Here is a 23,828-nt window from a genome sequence, read left to right on the forward strand (position 1 = left end):
CAAGGGTCTTGAGTAGCGAGGTGACCATCACCCCTTTGAGCCGGTCGAGTCGCCAGACGTCGCCGGCCAGCAGGTAGTACTGAACGATGCCCCGGTACTGTGCGCCGTACCGTCTGACGAGCTCGTAAGGTGTGAGTCCCGCCAGGTGGCGTAGGGGTGCGGGGTGTCCGCGTTTGAGAAACGGGGCTGCTTTGGCCTCGATCACCTTCCTGGGGACACGCAGGGCGATCTTCCCGTTGGTGTTGCGGGCCCCCGTGCGGGAGCGCCGGTCGCGGGTGATCTTCGTGTCTGCGTGCTGGACGGTGATCTCGTAGCCGAGGAACCGTGCCGCTTGTGTGCGGGCGTGGGTGATCAGGGTCTTGTCCTGGTTGAGTTCCAGCTTGAGTTCTTCATGCAGGAACTGGCTCAGACGGTGCTTGATCGTCTCGGCTTCGGCCTTCGGTCCGATGAACCCGAGGAGGTGGTCGTCCGCGTAGCGGACGTACCGCAGACGCCGGAATCCGGGATCGCGAGGGTCTCCGACCGGCAGACGTCGCAGCCGCTGGCGCAGCTCGCGGACGGCCGGGGTTTCGATTTTCTCCCCCCAGTATTTCTGCCGTTTTCGGAGGCGGTTGATCTCGTTCTCCAGGGTCCGGTACTCCGGGTTCTTGGCCCGGGTCTTTCCTCGGGTGTATTCCGGTATGAGAACTGTCTCGACAAAGCGGTCCAGCTTGTCCAGATAGATGTTGGACAGGAGTGGAGAGACGACCCCGCCCTGCGGGGTCCCCGACAGGGTCGGGTTCCACTCCCAGTCTTCCATGTACCCCGCCTGGAGCATCTGTCGGATGAGGCGGAGGAACCTGGCGTCATGGATTCTCTCGGCCAGGATCGACAGCAGGACGTCGTGGTCCAGCGAGCCGAAGCAATCCGAGATGTCCCCTTCGATGAACCAGGTCGTCCCTGTCCAGTTGATGACCACCTGGCTCAGGGCCGTGTGGCATCCCCGTTCGGGACGGAAACCGTGGGAGAGGTTGGAGAATCGGGGTTCGTAGTATGCCTCCAGAAGGAGGCGCACTGCTTCTCCCACGAGTTTGTCCGACCATGACGGCAATCCGAGCGGTCGCATCTTCCCGTTGTTCTTGGGGATGTGGATGCGGCGGACCGGGCGGAAGCGGTATCGCTCGTGGCGGAGGGCTTCCACCAGGTTTGCGATCTTTACCTCGGACATGCCGTCTGCGGTTTCCTCGCAGGCCCCGGGGGTCAACGCACCTTTGTTGGCGTAGATCCGCCCGTAGGCATGCAGGTACAGATCCGGGTTGAACAGCTGTCGGTACAGTTCGTTGCACGGCAGACCGTGCCTGCCGCGTTCGCGCAGGACATTCAGCACTGTTTCGGCGCTCTGCATTACGCATACCTCCCAGTGATCTTCATATCCGGGTCTCCTGGTCCCCTTCGCCCTGTGGGCGGTGTTACCGCCCGCCTTGGCAGGTCGTTACTCCTGCGACTACTACGGGACCTCCGTCGCCATGGGGATTTCTATCCCTTTAGGCGATCCCATGTTCGTCTCCGACATACGTGTCTAGCGTGATTTAGGCGCCCAACTCATCCCCTTGAATTCCCTCACTGGGAATCGTTCCGCAGTCCGGAGGTTGCAGAGAATACGCAGTGACTTCCCTGCAGGACGCGGCGCCGGTGTCAAATGCGGTTCCGGCGGATGTCATGCCATTGCATCTCTGGAGATTTGGGTTCAGGCAGTCTAGCTTTCGCCATGTCACGCGGGCCTCTCAGCGCACCGCCTCCGCACTTGAGCGCGGCCGCTGATTTTCTGGCATGCTACGGTCCCCTTCGCCTTTCGACTCCAGGTAAGCCATTGGGCCCAGGAACATCCCTCCAGTTCCTCCCGGTTGCACCGGGAATATAGTCAGAGCGCTTCATGGCGCACCGGCATTGGTCACCAACTCCGAGACCAGCAGCAGCCCGATGTCGGCGAAGCGTTCGCCATCGGGGACCTCGGCGAGCAGCTTTTCGAGCTGTCGGCGCGCCTCACCCGGCGATCGCCTGCTGCGCGGCAGCCAGCAACTGGCCACAAGAGCAGGGCGGCGGGGCAGGTCAGAGCTTTTGGACATGGCGTAGCCACCTTCCGGAAGCGGGGAGTCGAAGACGTCAGGAACCAACGGAGCACCGGGCGGCGACCGGAAACGGGCAAAACGATGCCCGACGACCAGACTTGATCACTCAATCGATCCGCTGGACTACTCACCGTCAGTGTGCGCTGTGCACTGGGTCACATGCAAGTGACACTGATGCAAATTTGCACTCGACACAGAGTCGGCCCCTGCTAGCTTCAACTCCGCCCTACAGGCAGACTGATGACTTCGAGTCGAGAGGTAGTGAGATGCCAGCTGGCGGGAAGCCAACCGTAAGAAGCCGTCGGCTTGGCGCGGCTCTGCGGAAGCACCGCTTGACAGCCGGGCTCGATCAATCCCACGCCGCGGACGCCCTGGTGTCGTCGGTGGCGAAGATCTCGCGCATGGAGTCGGGAAAGGTGACCTCCCGCCCCTTGGACGTCCGCCTGCTTCTCGACCTGTATCAAGTCCGTGATCAGGAAGAGCGAGGACGGCTCGAATCACTGGCCCGCGAGAGCAACCGTCGCGGCTGGTGGCTCGACTACAAGGGCGTAGGTGAGAACTACGCCGCCTACATCGAACTTGAAAGCGACGCTACGCACATAGCGACGTGGCAACTCGGAATCATTCCGGGCCTCCTGCAGACGTCGGCCTTTGCAGCAGAGATGCACAACGCCAACCCCACCGTGGTGCCGGCGGCAAACCGCGACGAGTTCATCAAGGTACGCCAGGCTCGCCAGAAGCGAATCGAGGATGGCAGCGTCAGGTTCACGGCCATCATGTGGGAGCCCGCCGTAGTTGCGCCCATGGGCACAAGAGAGGTTCACCGGGAGCAGCTCCGGCATCTCATCCGGGTAGCGAGACTTCCCAATGTGACACTTCAGATCCTGCCCCTGAACTCGGGGAACGCCGCCAGGGTCGCGGGTCCGTTCACCAGCATGTCATTCGGATCAGACCCCGCGCTGGAAGCCGTCTCGTTCGAAGGCTTCACGAACGTTGTCGTGGTGGAGTCTTCGGAGGAGCTGACCGGTTATGCCTATGCACTGGAAACCTTGAGATCTGCTGCATGGGCCCCGGACGCAAGCCTGGAGTTCGTCCGCCAGGTGCTTCGAGAACTCCCGTGCGAAGAAGGTAAGGAAGAGGAAGAGTGAGAAGGATCGAGCTGGCCACCCCGTTCAAGAAGTCGTCGTACTCCCAGCAGGGGGGTGAGTGTGTCGAGGTGGCGAGCCTCCAAGGTGGCGGCCGAGCAGTCCGCGACAGCAAGGACGTCGACGGTCCTACCCTCCAGTTCCGTCCCGAGGCATGGCAGGCGTTCATCAGCAGCCTTCACATCCGCGAATTCCCGATGGACTGAAAGCGGGACCACATGACCCACTACTCCGTCGCCTCCACCCTGCCGGTGACGTGGAGGAAGGCCACCGCCAGCAACCCGAACGAGAACTGCGTCGAGTTCGGCCAGCTGGACACCACCGCCGTCGTGGTCCGGGACAGCAAGGACGCCCACGGCCCCGCACTCGCCTTCGACGCCACCGCATGGCAGGCCTTCGTCGCCGGCATCCGCTCCGGGGACTTCCCCACCGACAACTGACCCGCCCGACACACCAACAACCCCGCGCCGAACCGGACGCTGTTGGTCGATACATGGGCCTGCATGACGTCGGCCTGTCCGACCCCGACGGGGTCGGACAGGCCGACGTCATGGTTGGGGAGCGTCGCAGGGCTCGCGAGGTGCTGGAGGAGAACGCGAGGCCGCCGGGCCGTCGGCAGGCGGAGCGGTCCGGGACCGGAGCGCCGATCGGATGACGGGCCTCGGCGTCCTGGTCGCGCCGCATCGCGGACCGCGTCGTAAACCATTGGCCGACCGCACCGTCCCGGAGGGAAGCTGTGCCCCATGACGACGACCTTAATCACCGGGGCCAACAAGGGCCTCGGCTACGAGACCGCCCGCCGCCTGATCGCCGCGGGCCACACCGTCTACCTGGGAGCGCGCAACGTCGAGCGGGGCGAGGCAGCAGCTGCCGAGCTCGGCGCCCGGTTCGTGCAACTCGACGTCACCGACGATGCGTCGGTCGCCGCCGCGGTGGCCACCGTTGAGGCCGACGGCGCCGCCCTGGACGTCCTGGTCAACAACGCCGGAATCGAGGTGCGGTCACCGGAGGGCGAGATCATCGGCGCCGCGGAGCTGACCGCCGACGTGATGCGGGAGGTGTTCGAGACCAACGTCTTCGGCCTGGTCCGGGTGACCCACGCCTTCCTGCCGCTGCTGGAACGCTCCGCCGTCCCGGTCGTGGTCAATGTCAGCAGCAGCCTGGCCTCCCTGGCCCACGCCGGCAAGGGGTACCCGGGGGCCGCCTACCCGGTCTCCAAGACCGCGGTCAACATGCTCACCGTGCAGTTCGCCAAGGCGTTCCCGCGGATGCGGATCAACGCCGTGGAGCCCGGCTACACCGCGACGGACCTGAACCGGCACGAGGGCGCGCAGACCGTCGAGCAGGGCGCCGAGATCATCGTTCGGATGGCACAGCTGGGGCCGGACGGTCCGACCGGCGGCTACGTCGACGCGGCAGGTCCTCTGCCCTGGTAGGCGACGAGGTTGACGGGCGCCGCGCCGGGACCGGCGCGGGGCCCGTCCCGCTGCTCAGCTGTCGAACCAGACGACGAGCCGCACGTTGTCGTCCCCGTGCGTCGAGGCCAGGGCCTCCATGACCGTCCAGACGGGCTTCCACTCGCCGTCCTCCGTCACCGCCTCCCTTCGGCGCATCGTCTCCGCGCGGTAGAGGATGCCGTCGATGAGCCATTCGCTACCCTCGGGCCACTCCTGCGGCTGCCCCATCGCCGACTCCGGCAGGCCGACGGCCTGCGCGAACCGCGGGCACCAGCCGGCCTTTCCCGTCAGCCGGAGTCCGTCCGCCGTCTGCCGGTACTGGTGCAGCCGGCCGTCGGGCCGCTCCGCGGGCTCGTTCCAGTCGACCGCCTTCAGTTCGGCCCAGGTGATCCAGGTGACTCCGTCGGCCGCCTCCCACGCAGTGAACCGGTCCACTTCGGAGCGGACGGCCTCGGGGGCGACGCCTCCGAGGCCGCACCCGTTCACGGGATCCGGCCCGCGAGCCCCTTGTCGACGCGTCGCCTGATCCGCTCGAACGACGCAGGGAGGTCGTCCGCCAACTCGGCATCGAGGCGGCGGCGTTCAGCCCGGAGGAGGCGCGCAGTGGGGGCCCGGGAGCAGCGCGCGAACCACGCCTGCGGGCGCGTGAGCGGCGGCAGCGCGACCCGCTCATCCGTCACTCCCGCCGTCCTCCCGCGGCACCCCTGTGTCGCGTCGCCCGGCACGGTGCCGGGCCGGGCTACCACTGTGTGGCAGGGCCGCCGTCTTCGTCTTTGGCACCGAGCGCAGACTTCTTTGGCACTGAGAGCACACGGATCCGTCCACCCGGTGAGTTGACCGGTATTGCGCTGGCTCGCGGGCCTGCCGATGCTCGACGATGGCGTGTATACGTCACGCGGGGGGTGCACGTGAAAGCATCGGTCTCCACCACGAGCGTCAGCGCACGCGACGGCTTCGAGTGGTGGACCCACATGGTCGGTGACCTGGTCATGCCGGTGTCGGTCACCAGCACTCATGCAGACCGCTTCCGCGGCACCGCCACATCCATCCCGCTGGGCGACACGGACATCTTCGGCTTCACCTTCTCCCCGATGTCAGCCCGCCGGGCTGTTGGCCACATCCGGCGCGGCGACCCGGAACAGTACTTCCTCTTCCTCGTCCACGGCAGTCCCATCGGTATCGACCAGCGTCGCAACACCTCCCTGCTCACCGCGGGGGACATCGCCCTCTTCGACTCTTCCCACCCCCTGAGCTGTGAGTTCCAGGACGAAGGACGCCTGCCACGCGTCACCCTGCTGCGGATACCACGGTCCGCCCTGCCACTGTCCCAGGACCGAACGGACCGACTACTCGGCACCGCACTGCCGGCACACACCGTTCCAGGGACGCTCCTTGCCTCGTACCTGACCGAGCTCCGGTCCCAGGCCGAGCGGTGCGAACCAGCCGAGCTGCGGCGCCTGGGCGGCATCGCGCTCGATCTCACCGCCGCCCTCCTGGCATCGGCATCCGACAGTACCCTCGCGCTGCCCGCTGAGACCCGCCGGGAAGTCCTGCTGGCGCAGATCGGCGCCTTCATCGACCGCAACCTCGCCGACCCCGACCTCGGGCCGGCCGGCATCGCCGCGCACCACCACATCTCGGTCCGCGCCCTGCACCAGCTGTTCCGTTCCCAACCGGAGACCGTGGCCGCGACGGTCCGGCGCCGCCGGCTCGAACGCTGCCGCGCCGACCTCGCCGATTCCCGCCTGCGCGACCGTCCGATCGGCCCCCTGGCCGCCCGGTGGGGCTTCCTCCTGCCCGCCGAGTTCAGCCGGGCGTTCCGGGCCGCGTACGGCGTCACGCCCACCGAGTTCCGGCACGGGGCAGCCGCACGCCCGCCGAGGTCTGCGCCGAGGCACAAGTGATCCGGCACGGAGCCACAAGAGACCCGGCCCGTGCCGGGTGACGCTGGAATGCCTCCGTCGGGAGGGCGTCACCCGAGAACAAGAGAGAAGAGGACCAACCGTGTTGGGTAGGAAGACACTGCTCGCCGCAGCCGCCGCCCTCGGCGTCCTGGCCTTCCCGCTGGCCGGCGCCGGCCCGGCCTCCGCGGCGGCCCCGAGCCCCGGCTACCAGGTCGGGTGCTGGAGCAACGAGTACTACTGGTGCGACCAGGTCGCCGCCAACGGCGTCGTCGCCGAACTGGACATCCACCGTGGCCCCGACACCAGCGGCCACGACCGGGCCACCGCCTGGCTGCACACGAGGACCTACGGTCAGAACCTGTGGGTCCTGACGTCCAACGGCAGCGGCGGGTGGGACTGGCTCGGCATACCGGCCACCTATGACATGGGCGGTGGGTGGTACGGCACGGACTTCAGCAAGTCGGACGCCGGCGTCCTGATCAAGGTCGCCGTCTACAACTACGACACCGGCTCCTACATGTACACCAACGCGCACTGAACCTCCGGAAAGGCCGCTGGCGGCATCCGTGCACGTCGTGCACGGATGCCGCCGGCGGCCCGGACCGCGCCGGGCCGGGCCGGGCCGATTCAGACGTCCCGGACCGGGCCCGCGAAGTCCGCGAACGGACCGGCCGCGACCCGCACGTCATCGCGGATCCGGATGTCCTCCGTTACCGGCGTGTCCGCCCCCTTCAGGTGCCGCGTCCGCCGGGCGACGCCGGCGGGATCGGACGTACGGCACACGTCACCGGGTTCGGGCTCACTCCTCGGCCGCTGTCTGACGACCGTGCTCGGCCGGGCCGCCCACACGGGCCCGGCCGTGGGACGCCGCCCAGGTCACCGGCGGAGCCGGGGCCTGAGCCTGGGCCGGCAGGGACGGCAGCAGGGACGACGTCGACGGCTCCGGGGCGTCGGCGAGGACCGGGCGCCGGCCCCGCTCCCGGGCGCTGTCGGCACGCGGCCCGGGCTCAGCGCGCAACTCCCCCGCCGTGGCGCGGAGCACGGCGATGAGCGCCAGCAGCATCAGCATGCCGTGGGCCGGCATGGACAGGTAGGGCGCCAGGTCGGGGGCGATGAACTTGAGGTAGCTGCCGAGGGAGGACAGCTGGACCAGGACCGGCAGGTACCAGAGCTTCCGCGGCAGCTGGAAGGCGACGATCACGCTGAGCACGTCGGCGACGTAGAAGTACCGCTCGTGCATCGACGGGAGCAGGAACGGCACGGCGATCGCGGAGGCGGTGGCCAGCAGCAGCACCCTGGTGTCCGTGAGCGCCGCCCGACCGGCGACTCCGCCCGTCCCGCCTCCCCGCCGTACGGCCCAGACGGCGAGCCCGACCAGCGCCAGCACCACGACGCCCGCGACGAGGACGCCGGCGCTCCGCACGGCGTCCTCGTCGGCCTGCGGCACCGAGACGAACTGGTAGACGGACGGCGCGTTGAGGGTGAGCTGCTTGTACGTGTCCGGCTGACGGGTGTAGACCGTCAGCAGCTGCCACGGGTCGGCGCCGAGCAGGAAGGCGGGGATGTCGAGGGCCACGTAAGCGGCCGGCAGGGCCAGCAGGCTCCGCCAGGGCACCCGCTTCACGATGACCAGGACGAGCAGCAGCGGGAAGAGGAACACCGCCTGGAGCTTGAACGCCAGCGCGATGCCGAAGAACGCGCACGCCCACCACGGCCGGTCGCGGAGCACGTGGTAGACGCCGCCGACCAGGAAGGTCGTGAAGATGGCGTCGGCCTGGCCCCACCAGCCGCTGTTGGTCACCACCGTGGGCAGGAGGAGGACGACCAGCGCGGCGTTGAAGGCGTGCCAGGTCCGGTCCGGCCACCGCAGGGAGACGATGCGGAACGTGTAGGAGGCGAGTGCCAGGTCGAACAGGATCGAGATCCACTTGATGCCCGCCAGCGCCGACACCGGCAGGTAGGTGAGCGCGGCCATCAGGTAGAGGTAGGGGACGTTGTAGTCCGAGAAGTCCGCGTTGCTGAGGGCACTGAACCCGCCATGGTCCGCCATGTACCGGTACCACGGGCCGAGGAAGTAGTAGTAGTCCGACGACTCGCTGTCCAGCATGAGCATCCTGACCGAGAGCGCCGCCGTCACGGCGGACATCACGGCCAGGGCCAGGACCATCGGGTCGGGCGCACCCCGGCGCGGTTCCTCGGCGGTGGTGTCGGACATCGGACTCCATTCAGGTCGGCGCGCCGCTCCCGGTGACGCGCGCTGCCGAGGGACGGGCCCGTCGTGGATCCGGCCGCCGGCTCGCGTAGGCCGCAGACGGTTCGCGCGGCCTTCCGGGGCCGACGCCCCGGCCCGGTTCGACTGCCGGCCTCAGCCACAGTTCAACCACCGGCCCCCGCCGCCCCCGTGGTCCGCCCCGACCGTGGCGTCCGGCGGACGGCGCGCGTGTGGCGGGCTTCCTCCGGCCGGCCCCGGGGCCCTTGTCTACCGGGACCGCGGTGTTCGCGGGAGGTCGGCAAGGGCGCGGAAGAGGGCAGACGTTCTCGCCCGATCGGGCAGGTTATTCCCATGATCGGACTGATGCTCCGATCGTACCCGTAGACTGATGCGCAGTTGACTCGAACCGGTCAGATTGGTCTGAACCTCTGCCGCCCGGCTACTGGTCGGCGAGCGCCGTGCGCCGCGCGAAGACCGCGGGGCGGGCGGTCTCCAACGCCGTCGCGACGGCGCCCAGGAGGACGGCCTCCTCCCCCAGTTCGCTCTGGGCGAGCTTCGGCCTGAGCGGGGTGAGCTGCTGGAGCGCGCGCTCCAGGGGGTCCAGCAGGAGGTCGGCGCTGCCGCCGATACCGCCGCCGAGGACGACCAGGTCCGGGTCGAGCAGGGCCGACAGGACGGCGACGGCGTAGGCGAGCTGCCCGGCCTCGCGGTGCACCGCCTCGATGGCGAGCGGGTCACCGGAGCGGGCTGCGTCGAAGACCTCCTTGGCCGTCAGCGGGCCGCCCATGCCGAGCTCCAGCGCCGTCCGGACCACCGCGTCCGCCGCGGCCGCCTCCTCGATCGTCCCGCCCGGCGTGCCGTCGGGCCGGGCGGGCAACGGGACGAGGCCGACCTCGCCGGCCGCGCCGTGGGCGCCGGAGAGGAGTTCACCGTCCTTGAGGACACCCACGCCCAGGCCGGTGCCGATCAGCAGGTAGGCGAACATGCGGCTGCCGCGGCCGGCACCGAGGGTGAACTCGCCGAGGGCGGCGAGGTTGGCGTCGTTGGCGACGGTGACGCCGGTCTCCAGACCCTCCCCGATCCGGTCGAACAGACCCGGTCTGCCCCAGCCCGGCAGGCTGGTGGCGTACCGGACGCCGCGCCGCTGCTCGTCCCACACACCGGGCGTGCCGATGACCGCGTGCACGATCTCCGCGGCGGCCAGGCCCGCCTCCGTGGTGGTCTCCCGGGCCGCGGCCACCACGGCGTCCGCCACCGCGTTGGCCGTGCGGCCCTTGTTCGGGATGTCCCGGCGGGCGACGATCCGCCCGGCGAGGTCGGCCACGGCGACGCGCAGCCGGGCCCGGCCGATGTCCACGCCGAGCACGTGGCCGGCGGTCGGGTCGGGCTCGTAGAGGACGGCCGTCCGGCCGCGCTCGGGCACGAAGCGGCCGGCCTCCCGGGCCAGTCCGGCCAGCTCCAGCGCGGCGAGGGCGGCGGAGACGGTGGGCTTGGAGAGGCCGGTGTCCCGGGCGAGCTGGGCCCGCGACGAGGGGCCACCGGTGCGCAGCAGTTCGAGCAGCAGCCACTCGTTGTTGCTGCGCAGCCGCTGCCGGTTCCACGGCTGCGCCGGCGACCCGCCCGGCGGAACGGTGCTCGGCAGGTGGCGGCTCATCGGGTCCTCCGGTCTCGGCGTGCTCCGCGGCCCCCGGTGGTCGGCGGCGCTCGGGCGGCACCCGCGACCGGGCACCGCCGCCCAAGTATGACCGGTACTCAGTGCACCCACCGGGCCGCGCACGGCACGCCCGGGTGCCGCCCGGGTGCCGCCCGGGTCGCGGCCGGCTCGCACCGGGTGCCACCTGGGGCGTGCACGGCTCGCACCGGGTGCCGCCCGGGTCGCGGCCGGCCCCGGGTGGCCGCGAGTCGTCGGCGGGAGCCGGTACGGTGTGGCCGGCCGGATCGTCCCGGCCGGTTCTCGCCGGGTGACCGGCCCGGCGGCCGTCAGCCGACCCAGGTGCCGGTGAGGGACTGCACCGCCGAGCCGTCCAGGTCGGCGAGCTTGGCGCCGACGAAGGCCCGCGCCCGGTCGGAGGTCTGCACCCGGAACGGCGGCTGCTCGGCGGTGAGGGCCTCGATGACCGGGGCGGCCGCCTCGGCCGGGGTCTGGGCCTGGGTGAAGGCGGCGCGGGTGCGCTCGACGTAGGCCTCCAGCGCCGGGGCGTACGGGCCGGCGGCGGTCAGCAGGGCGGGGAGGCCGACGCCACCCGGCGTGCCGCGCTCGCCGAGGCCTTCGACGACCGGCCGGACGACGCGGACATCGCCGCACTGGAAGCCGTGTGGGCCAAGCTGAAGGCGCCGCCCGCCACGCCCGAGGTCCGGACCCGACGCCTGGCCTCGAAGGCCGACCCCGAAGCCTGAGCCCGGGGCCTGAGCCAGAAGCCTGGGCCGCAGGAGCCCCACCGCCCCACCGGGCGCTTCCCTGCCACCGGCCCAGCCCGACCCGGCCCCGACCCGACCCCCGGTTACAACACCACTACCGGCGAGTCAAGGTTTCACCGGTCCATGGGCGTGCCGCGGCGCGACGAGTGATCATGGGCGTATGCGGTCCCGGTTCGGCAATGGAGGAGAGGGCGCCACCCCCGCGGGTCAGGACGACCGGTCACTGGCGGCGGCAGCGGCGGCCCTGACCGCGAGCGGCGGCTCCGTCACGGTGGGTGACAGTCCGGATCTCCTCCGCAAGGTGCTCGCCCTCGCGCCGGTCGGCGTCGCGCTGCTGGACGAGCGGCTGCGCTGGCAGTACCTCAACGCGGCCTTCACCACCGCCACCGGACTGCGCCGGGCCGACCTGCTCGGCCGGCCGGTCGCGGCCACCGCCTTCGCGGGCGCGGCCGGCACGCTGCGCCGTGTCCTCGCCGACGGCCGGGACCGCGAACACGCCACCGGCGGCCCGGACGGCGCGGGCGCCCCGGTACCGGCCGGCCTGCGGGTGCGCTACCGGCCACTGGAGGCCGGCGGGCACGTCACCGGCGTGGTGGTGGTCGTGCTGGACGACCCCGGTCCGGAGCAGGAGCTCCGGCGCGAACTGGCGCAGGCCCGGGCCCGGCTGGCACTGCTCGACGCCGCCACCGAGCGGATCGGCACCACGCTCGACGTCGACACCACCTGTGCCGAACTGGCCTCCTTCGCCGTGCCCCGGCTCGCCGAGCTGGTGACCGTCGACGTCCTGCCGCCCGACTCCCCCGCCCGGCCCGGCCGCACCCGCGGCCTGCGGCTCCACCGCGCCGCCGCCCACTGCACGGGGAGCCTGCGCACGGCGGTGACGGAGCCGGCCCGGCCCGGCGAGTCCGTGCGCTACCGGGACGGCTCGGCCGCCGCCCGGGCACTGGCCGCGGGTGTCGCGGTGCTCGCCGACGTCCCCACGGACGGGCAACTCGCCGACGCCGCCCCCGACCCGGCCAGCCTGGCCGCCTACCGGGCCGCCGGTCTGACCTCGCTGCTGGCGGTCCCGCTGGCCGCCCGCGGTCAGCTGGTCGGCCTGCTGACGCTGGCCCGGACGGCCGCCTCGCCCGGCTTCACCCCGGAGGAGGCCGCCCTGATCGGCGACCTCGCCGCCCGCGCCGCCACCAGCGTCGACAACGCCCGCCGCTACGCCCGCTCGCAGGGCATCGCCCTCGAACTCCAGCGGGCGCTGCTCAGCGAGCCCGGCAACCCTCACCAGAACATCGAGCTCTCCGCCCGCTACCTGCCCTCCGGCACCAGCTCGGTGGTCGGCGGCGACTGGTACGAGACGGTGCGGCTCCCGTTCGGCCGGACCCTGCTGGTGATGGGCGACGTCATGGGGCACGGCGTCGAGGCCGCCGTCGACATGAGCACCTACCGTTCGACCCTGCGGGACGTCGCGGGCATGGACCTGCCGCCGCACCGGATCCTGCGCCAGCTCGACACCGTCATCGCCGCCAACGACTCCGCCCGGCCGGCGACCTGCCTGCTCGCCCTCGCCGACCCGGGCCGCAACCGCTGGACCCTCTCCAGCGCCGGCCACCTCCCGCCCGCGCTGATCGCCCCCGGCCGCCCGACCGAACTGCTGCAGATCCCCACCGGCCCACCGCTCGGCACCGGCCTCGGCGGCTACGAGCAGGCCACCCGCGAACTGCTGCCCGGCGAAACGCTGCTGCTGTACACCGACGGCCTGGTGGAACGCCGCGACGAGGACATCGACGTCTCCCTCGCCCGTCTCGCCGCCCTGCGCCTGCCGGCCGCCGGCGAGCTGGACGACCTCCTCGACGCCGTCCTGCACGCGCTCGCCCCGACCGGGCCGACCGCGCCCGCCGCCGAGGACGACATCGCCGTCCTGGCGGCCCGGCCCCGCGCCCGGCAGGACGGCCCGGCGCCCGGGGCGACGGTGCTGCGCTGACGCTCCCGCCGTCGGGGGCGTCCGCCGCCGGATCCCCGGGGGCCGCGGGTTCGCGCCCCCGCGAGCGGCCCGGGTGCACCGCACACGCACGATTGCCGCCCCGGCGCCGAGCGGAGAGAGGTGCCCGCATACGCTGGGGCGGGCCCGAACGATCTCTTCGGCGGGCCGTGCAGGACACCGGGGGGGGGTGGGCCTGAAGCATGAAGTACGCAGGGGGAAGCAATGTCCGAGCACCAGGATCAGCACGGCCGCCACGGCATGCACGACGGGTACGGCGCGCATGACGAGCACGCGGAGTGCCAGGAGTACGCGGAGGCCGACGGGGCCGCCGGAGACGCCGGGGTGCCGGGGAGCCGGAGGCCGCGCTCGCTCACCCTGACCGGGACCGGCGCGGCGTTCGACCGTGCGGCTGTGCGGCTGTGCGGCTGTGCGGCTGTGCGGCTGTGCACTCTCGTGGCCTTGCGGTGTCGTGGCCTTGCGGGCTGCGGGCGGCGGGCTTGTGACCCGGTCTTGAACCCCGGTCTGCTGGCCCTGCGGCCCTGCACGTGGTGCCTTTCACTGTCGCAACCGGATCGCGGCCGACCCGCGACCACCACCTCTTCGGCGGAGCAACTAGAATCAGACACCGGTCGCGAGTGTTCCATACGCGCACGCACGAAGCGTGTGCACGGGGTGAGAGATGAGGTGTGCCGTGCCCGATGACTCCGGTGCGTCCACGCTCGCAGCAAAGCTGGACCGGTTGTTCGACGTCGTCCGCCGTCCCGACCGCGAGCAGTACAGCCACGAGGATGTGGCCCGGGCCTGTCGCGAGGCGACCGGGGAGAGCTTCTCGGCGACGTACCTCTGGCAGCTGCGGACCGGACGCCGGGACAATCCCACGAAGCGTCACCTCGAAGCGCTGGCGCAGTTCTTCCAGGTACCGCCCACGTACTTCTTCGACGACCGGCAAAGCGCCAGGATCGCCGAGGAGTTGGCGCTGCTCGGCGCGCTGCGCGACGCGGGCGTACGGGATGTGGCCCTGCGCGCGGTGACCCTCTCGCCCGAGGGACTCGGCACGATCAGTGACATGATCGAGGCGATCGCCCGCCGCGAGGCCGGTGGCAGGTAGCGGCCTACCGTACGAAGCGGATTCCCTCCGCGTTTCCGCGTTTGTAGTATCACCTCCCGGCGGGGGCGACCGAACGCCAGGGGGAGAAACGTGGGGTATCCGGGTGGGGTTGAACATGGGCTCTGGCAACGATGTCGGGGGGTCGCGGACTCGATACCGCTTCCGGAACCGTTCGGCATCCCGGCGCTGACCGAGTCGCTCGCCCGGCTGCGCGGCAGGCCCATCGAACTGGTGCCGCTCTCCGGCTCGGAGCACTCGCCCTGCGGCGTGCTGATCAGCACCGACCGCGCGGACTACATCGGATATCCGGTCGACACCACGGCGTTGCACCAACAGCACATCGTGCTGCACGAGATCGGCCATCTGCTCTGCGGGCACACCGGCGGCTCCGGCTCCACGGTGAGCACGGTGGTGTCACAGGCCCTGACGACCCAGCTGTCCGAGGAGCTGGTGCGCCGGGTGCTCGGCCGCTCGGTGTACACGGAGCGGCAGGAGCAGGAGGCGGAGCTCGTCGCCTCGCTGGCCCTGCAACGCGCCCTGCACCGGCCACGGCCGACGACGACCGGCCAACTCACCGACCAGATGGTGCGATTACGGCAGGTCTTCGGGTGGCCGCTGCGGCGCGGCGCGGCGCGCCGTGGGTGACCGACTGGCCAGTGCCGCCAGCTACTTCGCCGCCGCGGTCGCCCTGCTGAGCACGCTCTGGAAGATCCGGACGGACCGGGGGCGCCGGTCCGACCCCGCACTCCACTACGGCTACGCCTGCGGCGCGCTGCTCGGGGCGGGGATGGCGGTGAACGCCCCGGCCACGGCCTCGGCCCTGGCCGGCGTGCTGCCCCAACCCGCCCTTCTCACCCTGGTGGCCGACCAGTTGAAGGTGGCGTCGACCGGGGCGCTGGCCATGATGGCGTACGCCACCTGGGCGTCCGCGGCCGCGCGAGGCGCGGTGCGGCGGCAGACAGCCTTCACGGCCGCCACCGTCCTGCTGGGCGCCGTCGGCTTCCTCGCCGCCTCGCCCGTCAGTGACGGCACGACCGTCACCGTCGGCAGCGCGGACAGGCCTCTCCTGGCGGGGTACGTCGCGCTCTTCGCCGTCCACACCGCATGGTGCCTGGCGGTCTTCGGGTTCCTGATCGGGCGCTGCGCCTGGCACTCGCCACCCGGCATCCTCCGGCTGGGACTGCGCCTGATGGCCGGCAGCGCGCTGGCGGGGCTGCTGTGGACGGCCGACTGCCTGCAGGACATGACGGACATCCTCACCTCGGGCCGTGAGACCGGCGCGGACAGCGGGGTGTCCGCGCTGGCGGCCGTGGTCTGCATCGTGCTCGGCTTCGGCGGTGCGACCGCGTCCGCCTGGGCCGACTGGGTCAGACGCGTGCGGGCCTGGCAGGACCACCGCAGGCTCGACCCCCTGTGGTCGGCGGTGCGCTCCGTGCTCCCGGAGATCGAACTCGTGACCCCGGCGCGGCCGTTCGGCCCGGTCGCATCCCTCGGGCCGTTCGGGTCCTTCCGGCCGTTCGAATCCCTCGTGCCGTTCGGACCGTTCGGCCGCGGGGCCGGCCGGCGGCGCGACATCCACTTCGCGCTGTACCGGCGGATCATCGAGATCCGCGACGGTCAGCTCTCCCTCCGCCCCCATCTGCACCCCCGGGTGCCGCTCTGGGTCGGGGAGGTCATCGGACCCGCCGATGCGGAGGAGCTGGCGGCCGTGGTCGAGGCGGCGGCCCTCGCCGCCGCGCTGGAGGCGGCGAGGGCGGGGCACCGCTTCCCCATCGGCCCGGGCGAGGGATGCGTGCCCCATCCGGTGGTGGCCGACATCGGCGAGGAGGCGGCGTGGCTGGTCAAGGTGGCTGCCGCCTACACCGGTTCACCCGCCGTGGCCCACGTCCGCAGCCGGGTGCGCGGCGAGCTGGGCCGCGCCGCGGTCCGGCACTGACGCCCGAAAGCCGCCTCGTCGCTCCGCCGGCCCCGCGGGTGGCGGGGCCGGCGAGGCGGCGAGGCGGTTCCCCGGCGGGGCGACTGCCCGCGGGGCGGCTGCCCGCGGGGCCGGCGGGGCGGAGGCGACCGCTCAGGCGCGGGCCAGCTCCGGCATCAGCTCGTACACCTGCTCGGCGGACTCGGGATCGGCCTTCAGGCAGGCGAGGAGGTCGTCCCTGGCGCTGTCCGCCCGGTCGAGCCCGATCAGGCAACGGGCCCGCTGCAACCGGGCGTCCACGTCCTCGGTCGAGCCGAGCACCTCGTCGAGCAGTCGCAGCGCCTCACCGAAGCGGCCGGCGTCATGGTGGACCACGGCCAGGTTGAACTGGATGCCGGGCTCCGCCGAAAGCTCGACCGCGCGTGCCAGATCGGCGCCGGCCGCGTCCAGATCACCCTCCTGGTAGCGGAGTTCACCGCGCAGGGCCCACGCCTGGGCGCACTCGGGGTCGACGGCGAGTGCGGCCTCGTAGGCGTCGGACGCCGCCGCGAGGTCACCGTCGGCGACCAGCAACTGTCCCTTGATGCAGAGGAGCTGCAGACTCGCCGGAGTGTCCGCGAGCCCGGCCCGGACCTCGTTCCAGGCGAGCTCGTGCTCACCGGCTTCGAGGAGCAGTGCGGCCCGGTTGAGGCGGGCGTCGCCGAACTCCGGGTCGAGCTGGAGGACGTAGCCGAAGTCCGCCACCGCCGCCTCGGTGTCGCCGAGCTCGGCCAGGACGTCGGCCCGGTTGAAGTACGCCTCGGGGAACGGCGGCGAGAGCCGGATGGCGTGGTCGTAGTCGGCCAGCGCCTGCTCCGGCCGGCCCAGGTCGCGCCAGAGCATGCCCCGGTCGAAGTAGTACTCGGCGTAGTTGGGGTCGCACTCGATCACCGCCGTGTAGTCGGCGACGGCTTCGTCGTGGCGGCCCAGGCCCGCGTACACCTGTGCGCGGTTGTAGCGCAGCACGGAGCGGTGCAGTGCGTGCTCGTGGTCCTCCAGCGTCTCGTCGAGCCGGGCGATGCAGCCGTCCAGCAACTCCAACGCCGCCTCCAGACGGCCCTGGTGGACCTCGATCAGCGCGAGCCCGTTGCGGTTGAACACCACGCGCGCCTCCCGCTCCTTCGACTCGGGGTGCCAACGGGCGAAGGCGATCGCCTGGTTGACCCAGGCCCGGGCCAACTGGTGGTCGCGCCGGTCGGCGCCGAAGTGACGGGTGTGGAGCATGGCCGTGGCGTACGCGGCCTGCATGTGGACCTCGGGCGAGGTGCTGAGCGCACGGGCCTCGTCGTACAGCGGCAGCGCCTGCTCGGCGAGGCCGAGGGCGGCGAAGGAGGTGGTCATCTTGGTGGTGAAGGCCCACCAGTGGGTCGGGCTGCTCTCGTGGGTGACCAGCCGCCGGCCACGCTCCCCGAGGTCCAGGACGGCGTGGTAGAAGCCGAGGTCCATGCAGTGGTCGAGGGCGTGGCGCAGGGTGTCGGCCCCGGCCCCGGACGGATCGCTGCCGTGCTCCGCGTGCCAGGCGATGGCACCCAGTCGCAGGGAGGACTCCCCGGCCGTCTCCAGCTCCGCGCGCCGCAGGTCGTGCAGCCGGGCGCGTTCGGCGGGCGGCAGGCTCAGGTAGGCGGCGAGCTCGTCCGGGTCGTCGCCGATGCCGTCGCCGTCGATGTAGCCGCGGCCCGGCACGGCGCCGGCCGGCAGGCCCTCGGCTGCCGTGCCCGCGCCCGTCGCGCCCTCGCCCTGCGCGTCGAGCACCGTGCACCGGGCGGCGAGTGCGGTCGGCAGGTCCTCGCGGCCGGGACCGGCCGGACGCTCCAGCGGCTCGGTGCCGGTGGTGACCACCACGGTGAGCAGCTGCGGATCGACGCGTCGCAGCAGGACGGCGAGGAACTCCCCGTCGCTGGGGTCGGCCTGGTGGGCGTCGTCGACGACGAGCGAGCGCGGGCCGACCGCGCGCAGGTACGCCTCCAGGAACTCGACGAGGCCGTGGGCGATCCGCAGTGTGCGCAGCGCGGAGTAGAAGCGGGTGCGCTCCTTGGGCACCGCCAGGGAGGTCAGTGTCTCGCGGGTGGCCGGCACCAGGTCGCGCAGCTCCGGCGTGGTGGAGAGGATCTCGATGTCGTGCTCGGCGACGGCCTCGGGGCAGCAGGCGAGCGCGTCCGGGACGATCGCCCGCAGGATCGAGCCGACGGCGGTGTAGGGCCCGCGCAGACGGCGGTTGGCGTTCACCACGGCGAGCGCGGGCGGCAGGTCGAGCCGCTCGCGGGCTTCGACGCGGGCGCGGCGCCCGGTGGCGCGGACCCAGTGGTGGCGGTGCTCGGCCATGACTCAGCTGCCTTTCGCGCGGGGCGCAGGGGAGGAGGGTGGGTTCGGGGGGTCAGGCCGACTGGGCCGCGCGCCGCTCGCGGGCGGCGAGCACGACGACGGCGACGGTCTGCGCGAGGCTGAGCACCATCAGGGCGAGCGAGTCGAGCCGGCCGGCCAGCGAGGCCTGGCCGGTCAGGCGCAGCCACATGTCGTGCAGGAGGCGGTAGGCCGTCGGCACGACGACACCGGCGAACATCGTGAGGGTGAACACGTAGCCCACGAGCATCAGCCAGGCGTACCAGCGCGCGACCCTCCGGTCGACCGGGTGGTGGACGGACAGGTCCAGCGGCAGCCGCCCGACGGTGCGCCGAACCGCGTTGCGCAGCACGTCGGTTGCGGCGGCGTGGAGGTTCACGCAGCCCAGGACGGTGCCGAGCAGGACGTAGATGTCGGTCCGCAGGTAGAAGAACCCCTGCCAGGCGAGCCGCAGTGCCGTGGCGTAGGCCATCGCGAGACAGAGCGACGCGACGGTCACGTTGGTGCCGCGCGTCGCGTCGGCGATCAGGGTGAGCACGGCGATCGCCAGGGCATCGGCGATCATGCCCGCCATGATGGGCAGGTAGCGCTTCCGGCGCGGCACGCTGACCAGCCCGTCGAGGGAGGTCTCCAGCACCAGGTAGACCAGGCGGCGGCCGATGGAGAGCCGCGAGCGCAGGCCGAGCCGGCGACCGGCCAGGGCGTGGAAGGCCTCGTGCAGCGCGAGCAGCGGCACCTGGCCGACGAACAGCATCAGCACGACGAGGGTGTAGTACGAGCTGAAGAACAGGTTGTCGACGCGTGGGACCAGCTCGGGCACCCGGACCATCTCGGCCACCGCGAGGGCCGTCACGAGTGCGTAGCCGACGAGGGCCGGTCGGCTGAAGACCACCTGTCCCAGGCGCTGCCAGCGCACCGGCGCGGCCGGTCCCGCCGCTTCGCCGGCCGAACGGACGAGGTCGAGCTCCACGAGGGCCTCGACGAGGTCGGCGATGTCGACGGTCTCTCCGTGCACGGTCTGGTAGCGCTCGGCGGCCTCGCGGGGCGTGAGGCCCTCGGCGAGCATCCGGACCAACTCGGCGCCGTCGGCCGGGAAGACGGCGTAGGTGTCGGTCTCCGGGCTGCCGATGGTGACCTCGTCGGCCTCCGGCAGGTACACGAGCTGACGAAGCGGTACCGGCCGGTCCAGGTCGAGGCCCGGAGCGGTGGAACTGCTGTCCGTGGAGGAGTGCACGGATCCTCCTGCGGGAGGTAGACGGAGGGGCGAGGGGGTGGAGCGGTGCCGGCCGCCGCTGCTGCGTCCGGCCGGCACCGCGGTCCCCCTTGCCCGGGAGGATCGGTCAGTTCTGCACAGCGCAGGACCACGGCAGGTACAGCGCACGGGCCGCGCTGGTCAGGCGAACCGGGCCGGCCTTGCGGACGACGATCTTCTTCATGGCAACACACCTCCTTGGATGACTGGTCATCAACAGCGCCATCTGCTGGTATGAATGAGCCCCTTGGGGCCATCCACACCAGCTTGGCGATGTCGTAAGTGTGGGGAAGGTGTGGTGACCGTGTCAATGGATCGGATCATCAAACCTGGAGACCGCCAAACCGGTCGACTGCTGTCCCAGGTCAGAGGCTTTCTGGCGAAGTGTCGACGGCCGGCCCAACGCTCCCTCAGGGCGAAGCCACTCGGCGAAAGGGCCTGGAGTGGGTCGATCACAGCGGGTGAGCTATAAACTGATATGAATGCAGGGCCGATGCTTTTCCACACTGGCTTGGGACTGCCGGGCTCCGTGCGGCCAGGACACACCGCCGGGGCGCGGGGGTGGTCCTCGGACCGACCCCCGCGCCCCGGCGGCGGTTCGTTCAGAGCCTGGCGAGCCCCTGCTCCAGGTCCGCCCAGAGGTCCTCGGGGTGCTCGATGCCCACGGCGAGACGGACAGTGCCGGGGCCGATGCCGGCGGCGGCCAACTGCGCGTCGTCCAGCTGGCGGTGCGAGGTGCTGGCCGGATGGATGATCAGGGTGTGCACGCCGCCCAGGGAGGGGGCGAGGGAGGCGAGCCGGACCGACTCGGTGAGGCCGCGGGCCGCCTCACGGCCGCCGGCCAGGTCGAAGGCCAGGACCCCGCCGTGTCCCCCGGGCAGCAGGCGCCGGGCCAGCTCGTGGTCGGGGTGGGCGGCCAGACCCGGGTAGTGCACGGCGGTGACGGCCGGGTGCGCGGCCAGCCGGCCGGCCAGGTCGAGCGCCGTCTCGCAGTGACGGCGCATCCGCAGGGCCAGCGTCTGCATCCCGCGCAGCGTCAGCCAGGCCGCGTACGGGTCGGCCGAGGCGCCCAGCTCGGTGGCGTAGTGCCAGACGGTGCGGTGCAGTTCGGCGTCGGCGAAGACGGCGACGCCTGCCAGCACGTCACCGTGGCCGCCGAGGTACTTGGTGGCGGAGTGGACCACGATGTCGGCGCCGTGCTCGATGGGCCGGCAGAGCAACGGAGTGGCGAAGGTGTTGTCGACCACGCCCACCACCCCGGCCTCCCGGGCCACGGCGAGCAGGGCGGGCAGGTCGGTGACCCGGGTGGTCGGGTTGGAGATGGTCTCCAGGTGCAGCAGCCGGGTGTTGGGGCGCAGCGCGGCCCGCACCTCGGCGGGGTCGTCGCCACGGACGTGGGTGACCTCGACGCCCCAGCGCCGGGCCAGGTCCGCGAGCATCGCGAAGGTGCCGCCGTAGAGGCTCTGCTGGGCGATCACGTGGTCGCCGGAGCGCAGCAGGGCGAGCAGGACGGTGTTGATCGCACCCATGCCGGAGGCGGTGGCGATCGCACCGGCGCCGCCCTCCAGGCCGGCCACCGCACTCTCCAGCGAACGGACCGTCGGGTTGCCGAACCGGTTGTAGAAGAACGCCTGGTCCGGGGCGCCGAAGGCCTGGACCAGCGAGTCGGAGTCCTCGAAGGCGAACAGGTGGCCCTGGTGAAGCGGCACCCCCAGCGGGCGGCTTCCGGTCACCTCCTGGACGGGCGGGTGGACGGTCCGGCTCTCGGGGCGCAGCGCGCCGGGGAAGTCGCTCATGCCCCCATCGTCGGCGGGCCCGGGCCACGACTGCCAGGGCCAATCCCGGGCAGGTGGACCGGACGGCGGGACGCGAGCGGGGCGAGCCGGCCCGGCCCCTGCCCCTGCCCCTGCCCCTGCCCCTGCCCCTGCCCCTGGGACACGATGTGATCGTCCACGACCGGTATCGGCTCTCGTCCTCCCGGCCCGGACATGCGGGTTGCACAAACCCCTGTGGCCGGGGTGCGGCCTGTGGGAGGCTCTGGCCGACCGAAGTCGTCCAGCAAGGAGTCACTCCACCATGCGTCGCCGCTTTCCCACGGTCGTGGTCACGTCCGCTGCCACCCTGGCCGTGCTCACCGGCTGCTCCGGCACGGGCGGGTCCTCGCCGGCCGCCGCGCCGGATGCCTTCGACCCGGCGCAGGCCGCGGCGAAGGCGGGCAAGGATCCGTACGCGGTCTCGGTGACGGTGACGGGCGGGCCCGGCGGGACGAGCCTCACGGCGCGCCAGAACCTCAACACGGTGTACACCGGCCACAGGGAGCAGAAGGCCCCTGACGGCAGCACCCTGGAGTTCGTCGACACCGCCGACGCCGAGTACGTCCGCGGCCACGACGCCACCGGCAAGTGGCTGAGGACTCCGAGGTCCGCCGGCCCCGCGCAGATCGACTTCACGGGCTTCACCCCGCTGCTGCTCGCCCAGGGGTCCGCCGCCCGCAAGGGGATGGAGCACCGGGACGGCGTCCCGGTCTACCACCTCTCGGGACACCTGGACCTGGAACAGGGCGCCGGGGTCCTGCCCGCGCTCTACCAGACGCTGAAGTCCAAGGGTGTCCCGGGATTCGACCTCGATCAGTGGATCGACGCCCAGGGCCGCACCCGCTACGTCGAACAGGGCGTGGTCCTGGACGGCGCGAGGACGGTCGTCAAGTACGTCTTCAGTGACTTCGGTCCGGCCGAGACCTTCGCCGCCCCGGACACGAACGTCGCCTGACCGTCCCGGCGCCCGCCGGAGGGCCGCACGTCGGAGGGGCCGCACGTCCGGGGCCGCACGTCGGCGGGCCCGGCGGGCCAGGGGGCTCAGTGGTCGGCCCGGCTGCCCCCGGGCTCTCGCCGGCGGCGCCGGTGCGCACGAAGGCGGCCGACCGTCACCGGGCGCTGGACACCGCGCGCCGGACCCTGGACGCCGGGCGCCGGAGCCGGTGGTGACGAGCGCTCAGCGGCGTCGGGCGAAGATGCGCTTGGCGGCGTAGACGATCCCGACGATCAGCAGGACGACGAAGAGGATGATCAGGATCACCACGACCAGCAGGAACTTGCCCAGCTTGGCGAAGAATCCTTTCTTCTTCTTCTCGGCGGCCTGCTTCCGGACCACGCCCTCCGCCGCCAGGTCAACCACCGGGGCCTGTGCAGCGGTGGCCTGGACGGTGGTGGCCTGAACGGTGGTGACAGACGCTCCGGCGACCGATGCCCCGGCGACCGGCGCGGTGCCGACCGATACTCCGGCGGCCGCCACCACGGCCGGCCGAGGCGCGGCCACCGCCGCCGTGGCGCCCAGGCCCACCATGGCGGGCAGGGCGATCAGGGCCACCAGGGCAGCCGCCAGGAAACGTGCGATCCGGTGCGACATCGTGCTCCTCGTTCCGGGTGCGGGCGGCGTGCGCGACCGGACCGCCGCCTCCCGGCGCCCGGCCGAGGGATGGCGGTCCGTCAACGGCAAGCGGCCTCCCCCACCGAAGTTCTACAGACGCGTAGAACTTTAGCCGGTGCAGGCCGGCGGCCCGTTCGCACCCCCGGGCTCAGAGCCCGCCGGCCGGCAGCAGCACCACCCGGGCCGGGTCGAACGGCTCCCAGCGGGCCGGGGATCCGCTCCGCGCCACCCGCAAGCGGCACCAGCGCGCCCCGGCCGCGTCCTGCCACCAGCCGCTGACCCGGCCGAGCGCCCATCTGCCGTCGCCGTAGTGCACCTCGACCGGCTGACTGACCCACTCGACGTCCGCCTCCGCGACCGCCGGGCCTTCACCGCGCTCGCCGCCCCGCACCGGACTGCGCAGACTCTCCACCACGGTTCCGCCTCCCGTTCCGGACCAGGCCGCCGGCTCCCGCAACGGGACAGCCGCGCGACCGGACGTACAGCTCACCCGCCCGACTCTACAGTCGTGTAGAGCCCAGCGGACCGG

At 71.9% G+C, this 23,828-nt stretch carries 21 protein-coding genes and 1 pseudogene; 11 read left to right on the forward strand and 11 right to left on the reverse strand.

Annotated features, from left to right (window positions below):
• Positions 1-1,384: reverse transcriptase/maturase family protein (locus tag C2142_RS01485; RefSeq protein ID WP_174315569.1), on the reverse strand; the 1,384-nt coding region annotated here is incomplete at its 3' end.
• 526 nt (positions 1,385-1,910) lie between these two features.
• On the reverse strand, positions 1,911-2,105 hold the full coding sequence (locus C2142_RS01490; RefSeq protein WP_162002380.1) for a hypothetical protein: 195 nt from the start codon (positions 2,103-2,105) through the stop codon (positions 1,911-1,913).
• Between the two features lie 269 nt (positions 2,106-2,374).
• Between C2142_RS01490 and C2142_RS01495 the strand changes: the two genes are divergently transcribed.
• From C2142_RS01495 to C2142_RS01510, 4 genes are all read left to right on the forward strand, one after another.
• Positions 2,375-3,256 carry a helix-turn-helix transcriptional regulator gene (locus C2142_RS01495; RefSeq protein ID WP_277347213.1) on the forward strand — a complete coding sequence of 294 codons (882 nt, stop codon included), beginning with the start codon at positions 2,375-2,377 and terminating at the stop codon, positions 3,254-3,256.
• Entirely contained in the window at positions 3,253-3,459 is a 207-nt protein-coding gene (locus tag C2142_RS01500) for a DUF397 domain-containing protein (RefSeq protein ID WP_148640692.1), read from the forward strand. The genes C2142_RS01495 and C2142_RS01500 overlap by 4 nt, the downstream gene beginning before the upstream one ends.
• 12 nt (positions 3,460-3,471) lie before the next feature.
• Entirely contained in the window at positions 3,472-3,693 is a 222-nt protein-coding gene (locus C2142_RS01505) for a DUF397 domain-containing protein (protein WP_148640693.1), read from the forward strand.
• 303 nt (positions 3,694-3,996) lie between these two features.
• A complete protein-coding gene (locus C2142_RS01510) occupies positions 3,997-4,689 on the forward strand; it encodes an SDR family NAD(P)-dependent oxidoreductase (protein WP_148640694.1) in 693 nt (230 codons plus the stop codon).
• A 54-nt stretch (positions 4,690-4,743) separates the two neighbouring features.
• On the opposite strand, the gene C2142_RS01515 is transcribed toward C2142_RS01510, so the two are convergent.
• Positions 4,744-5,196, reverse strand: a complete 453-nt coding sequence (locus tag C2142_RS01515; RefSeq protein ID WP_148640695.1) for a hypothetical protein — start codon at positions 5,194-5,196, stop codon at positions 4,744-4,746.
• 422 nt (positions 5,197-5,618) lie between these two features.
• On the opposite strand from C2142_RS01515, the gene C2142_RS01520 reads away from it, so the two are divergent.
• The gene (locus tag C2142_RS01520) at positions 5,619-6,614 is read left to right on the forward strand and encodes a helix-turn-helix domain-containing protein (RefSeq protein ID WP_241002312.1); all 996 of its coding nucleotides are present in this window, start codon (positions 5,619-5,621) and stop codon (positions 6,612-6,614) included.
• Positions 6,615-6,717: 103 nt separating this feature from the next.
• The gene (locus tag C2142_RS01525; RefSeq protein WP_148640696.1) at positions 6,718-7,152 is read left to right on the forward strand and encodes a hypothetical protein; all 435 of its coding nucleotides are present in this window, start codon (positions 6,718-6,720) and stop codon (positions 7,150-7,152) included.
• 261 nt (positions 7,153-7,413) lie between these two features.
• On the opposite strand, the gene C2142_RS01530 is transcribed toward C2142_RS01525, so the two are convergent.
• The 3 genes and pseudogenes from C2142_RS01530 to C2142_RS01540 form a co-directional block, all read right to left on the reverse strand.
• Positions 7,414-8,829, reverse strand: a complete 1,416-nt coding sequence (locus tag C2142_RS01530) for a glycosyltransferase 87 family protein (RefSeq protein WP_148640697.1) — start codon at positions 8,827-8,829, stop codon at positions 7,414-7,416.
• A gap of 436 nt (positions 8,830-9,265) precedes the next feature.
• Positions 9,266-10,480: an ROK family protein gene (locus tag C2142_RS01535; RefSeq protein WP_148640698.1), complete on the reverse strand. Its 1,215-nt coding sequence runs from the start codon at positions 10,478-10,480 to the stop codon at positions 9,266-9,268.
• 326 nt (positions 10,481-10,806) lie between these two features.
• Positions 10,807-11,067: pseudogene (locus C2142_RS01540) on the reverse strand (short-chain dehydrogenase); the annotation flags it as partial.
• A 337-nt stretch (positions 11,068-11,404) separates the two neighbouring features.
• Between C2142_RS01540 and C2142_RS01545 the strand changes: the two are divergent.
• From C2142_RS01545 to C2142_RS01560, 4 genes are all read left to right on the forward strand, one after another.
• Positions 11,405-13,219 carry a SpoIIE family protein phosphatase gene (locus tag C2142_RS01545; protein WP_148640699.1) on the forward strand — a complete coding sequence of 605 codons (1,815 nt, stop codon included), beginning with the start codon at positions 11,405-11,407 and terminating at the stop codon, positions 13,217-13,219.
• A gap of 691 nt (positions 13,220-13,910) precedes the next feature.
• Positions 13,911-14,327: a helix-turn-helix domain-containing protein gene (locus C2142_RS01550; RefSeq protein ID WP_241002313.1), complete on the forward strand. Its 417-nt coding sequence runs from the start codon at positions 13,911-13,913 to the stop codon at positions 14,325-14,327.
• 90 nt (positions 14,328-14,417) lie between these two features.
• Positions 14,418-14,972 (forward strand): hypothetical protein, encoded by a 555-nt coding sequence (locus tag C2142_RS01555; protein ID WP_194235746.1) that lies wholly within the window; start codon positions 14,418-14,420, stop codon positions 14,970-14,972.
• Positions 14,965-16,263 carry an MAB_1171c family putative transporter gene (locus C2142_RS01560; RefSeq protein ID WP_148640701.1) on the forward strand — a complete coding sequence of 433 codons (1,299 nt, stop codon included), beginning with the start codon at positions 14,965-14,967 and terminating at the stop codon, positions 16,261-16,263. The genes C2142_RS01555 and C2142_RS01560 overlap by 8 nt, the downstream gene beginning before the upstream one ends.
• Positions 16,264-16,395: 132 nt before the next feature.
• Here C2142_RS01560 and C2142_RS01565 read toward each other — a convergent pair whose 3' ends face one another.
• The 3 genes from C2142_RS01565 to C2142_RS01575 all read right to left on the reverse strand — a co-directional run bounded on the left by C2142_RS01565 (position 16,396) and on the right by C2142_RS01575 (position 21,669).
• Complete coding sequence (locus C2142_RS01565; RefSeq protein ID WP_148640702.1) at positions 16,396-18,603, reverse strand: tetratricopeptide repeat protein; 2,208 nt, start codon at positions 18,601-18,603, stop codon at positions 16,396-16,398.
• Positions 18,604-18,655: 52 nt separating this feature from the next.
• Positions 18,656-19,855 carry a hypothetical protein gene (locus C2142_RS01570; protein ID WP_148640703.1) on the reverse strand — a complete coding sequence of 400 codons (1,200 nt, stop codon included), beginning with the start codon at positions 19,853-19,855 and terminating at the stop codon, positions 18,656-18,658.
• Positions 19,856-20,475: 620 nt separating this feature from the next.
• Positions 20,476-21,669 (reverse strand): aminotransferase class I/II-fold pyridoxal phosphate-dependent enzyme, encoded by a 1,194-nt coding sequence (locus C2142_RS01575; protein WP_148640704.1) that lies wholly within the window; start codon positions 21,667-21,669, stop codon positions 20,476-20,478.
• Between the two features lie 280 nt (positions 21,670-21,949).
• Here C2142_RS01575 and C2142_RS01580 point away from each other — a divergent pair, with 280 nt between their 5' ends.
• Positions 21,950-22,642, forward strand: coding sequence for a hypothetical protein (locus tag C2142_RS01580; protein WP_148640705.1), 693 nt, complete (start codon positions 21,950-21,952; stop codon positions 22,640-22,642).
• Positions 22,643-22,864: 222 nt separating this feature from the next.
• On the opposite strand, the gene C2142_RS01585 is transcribed toward C2142_RS01580, so the two are convergent.
• The gene (locus C2142_RS01585) at positions 22,865-23,278 is read right to left on the reverse strand and encodes a hypothetical protein (RefSeq protein WP_148640706.1); all 414 of its coding nucleotides are present in this window, start codon (positions 23,276-23,278) and stop codon (positions 22,865-22,867) included.
• 169 nt (positions 23,279-23,447) lie between these two features.
• Entirely contained in the window at positions 23,448-23,714 is a 267-nt protein-coding gene (locus C2142_RS01590) for a hypothetical protein (RefSeq protein WP_241002314.1), read from the reverse strand.
• Between the last annotated feature and the right edge of the window lie 114 nt (positions 23,715-23,828).

The sequence above is a fragment of the Streptomyces sp. CB01881 genome (genome assembly GCF_002953255.1).
GTDB lineage: Bacteria > Actinomycetota > Actinomycetes > Streptomycetales > Streptomycetaceae > Kitasatospora.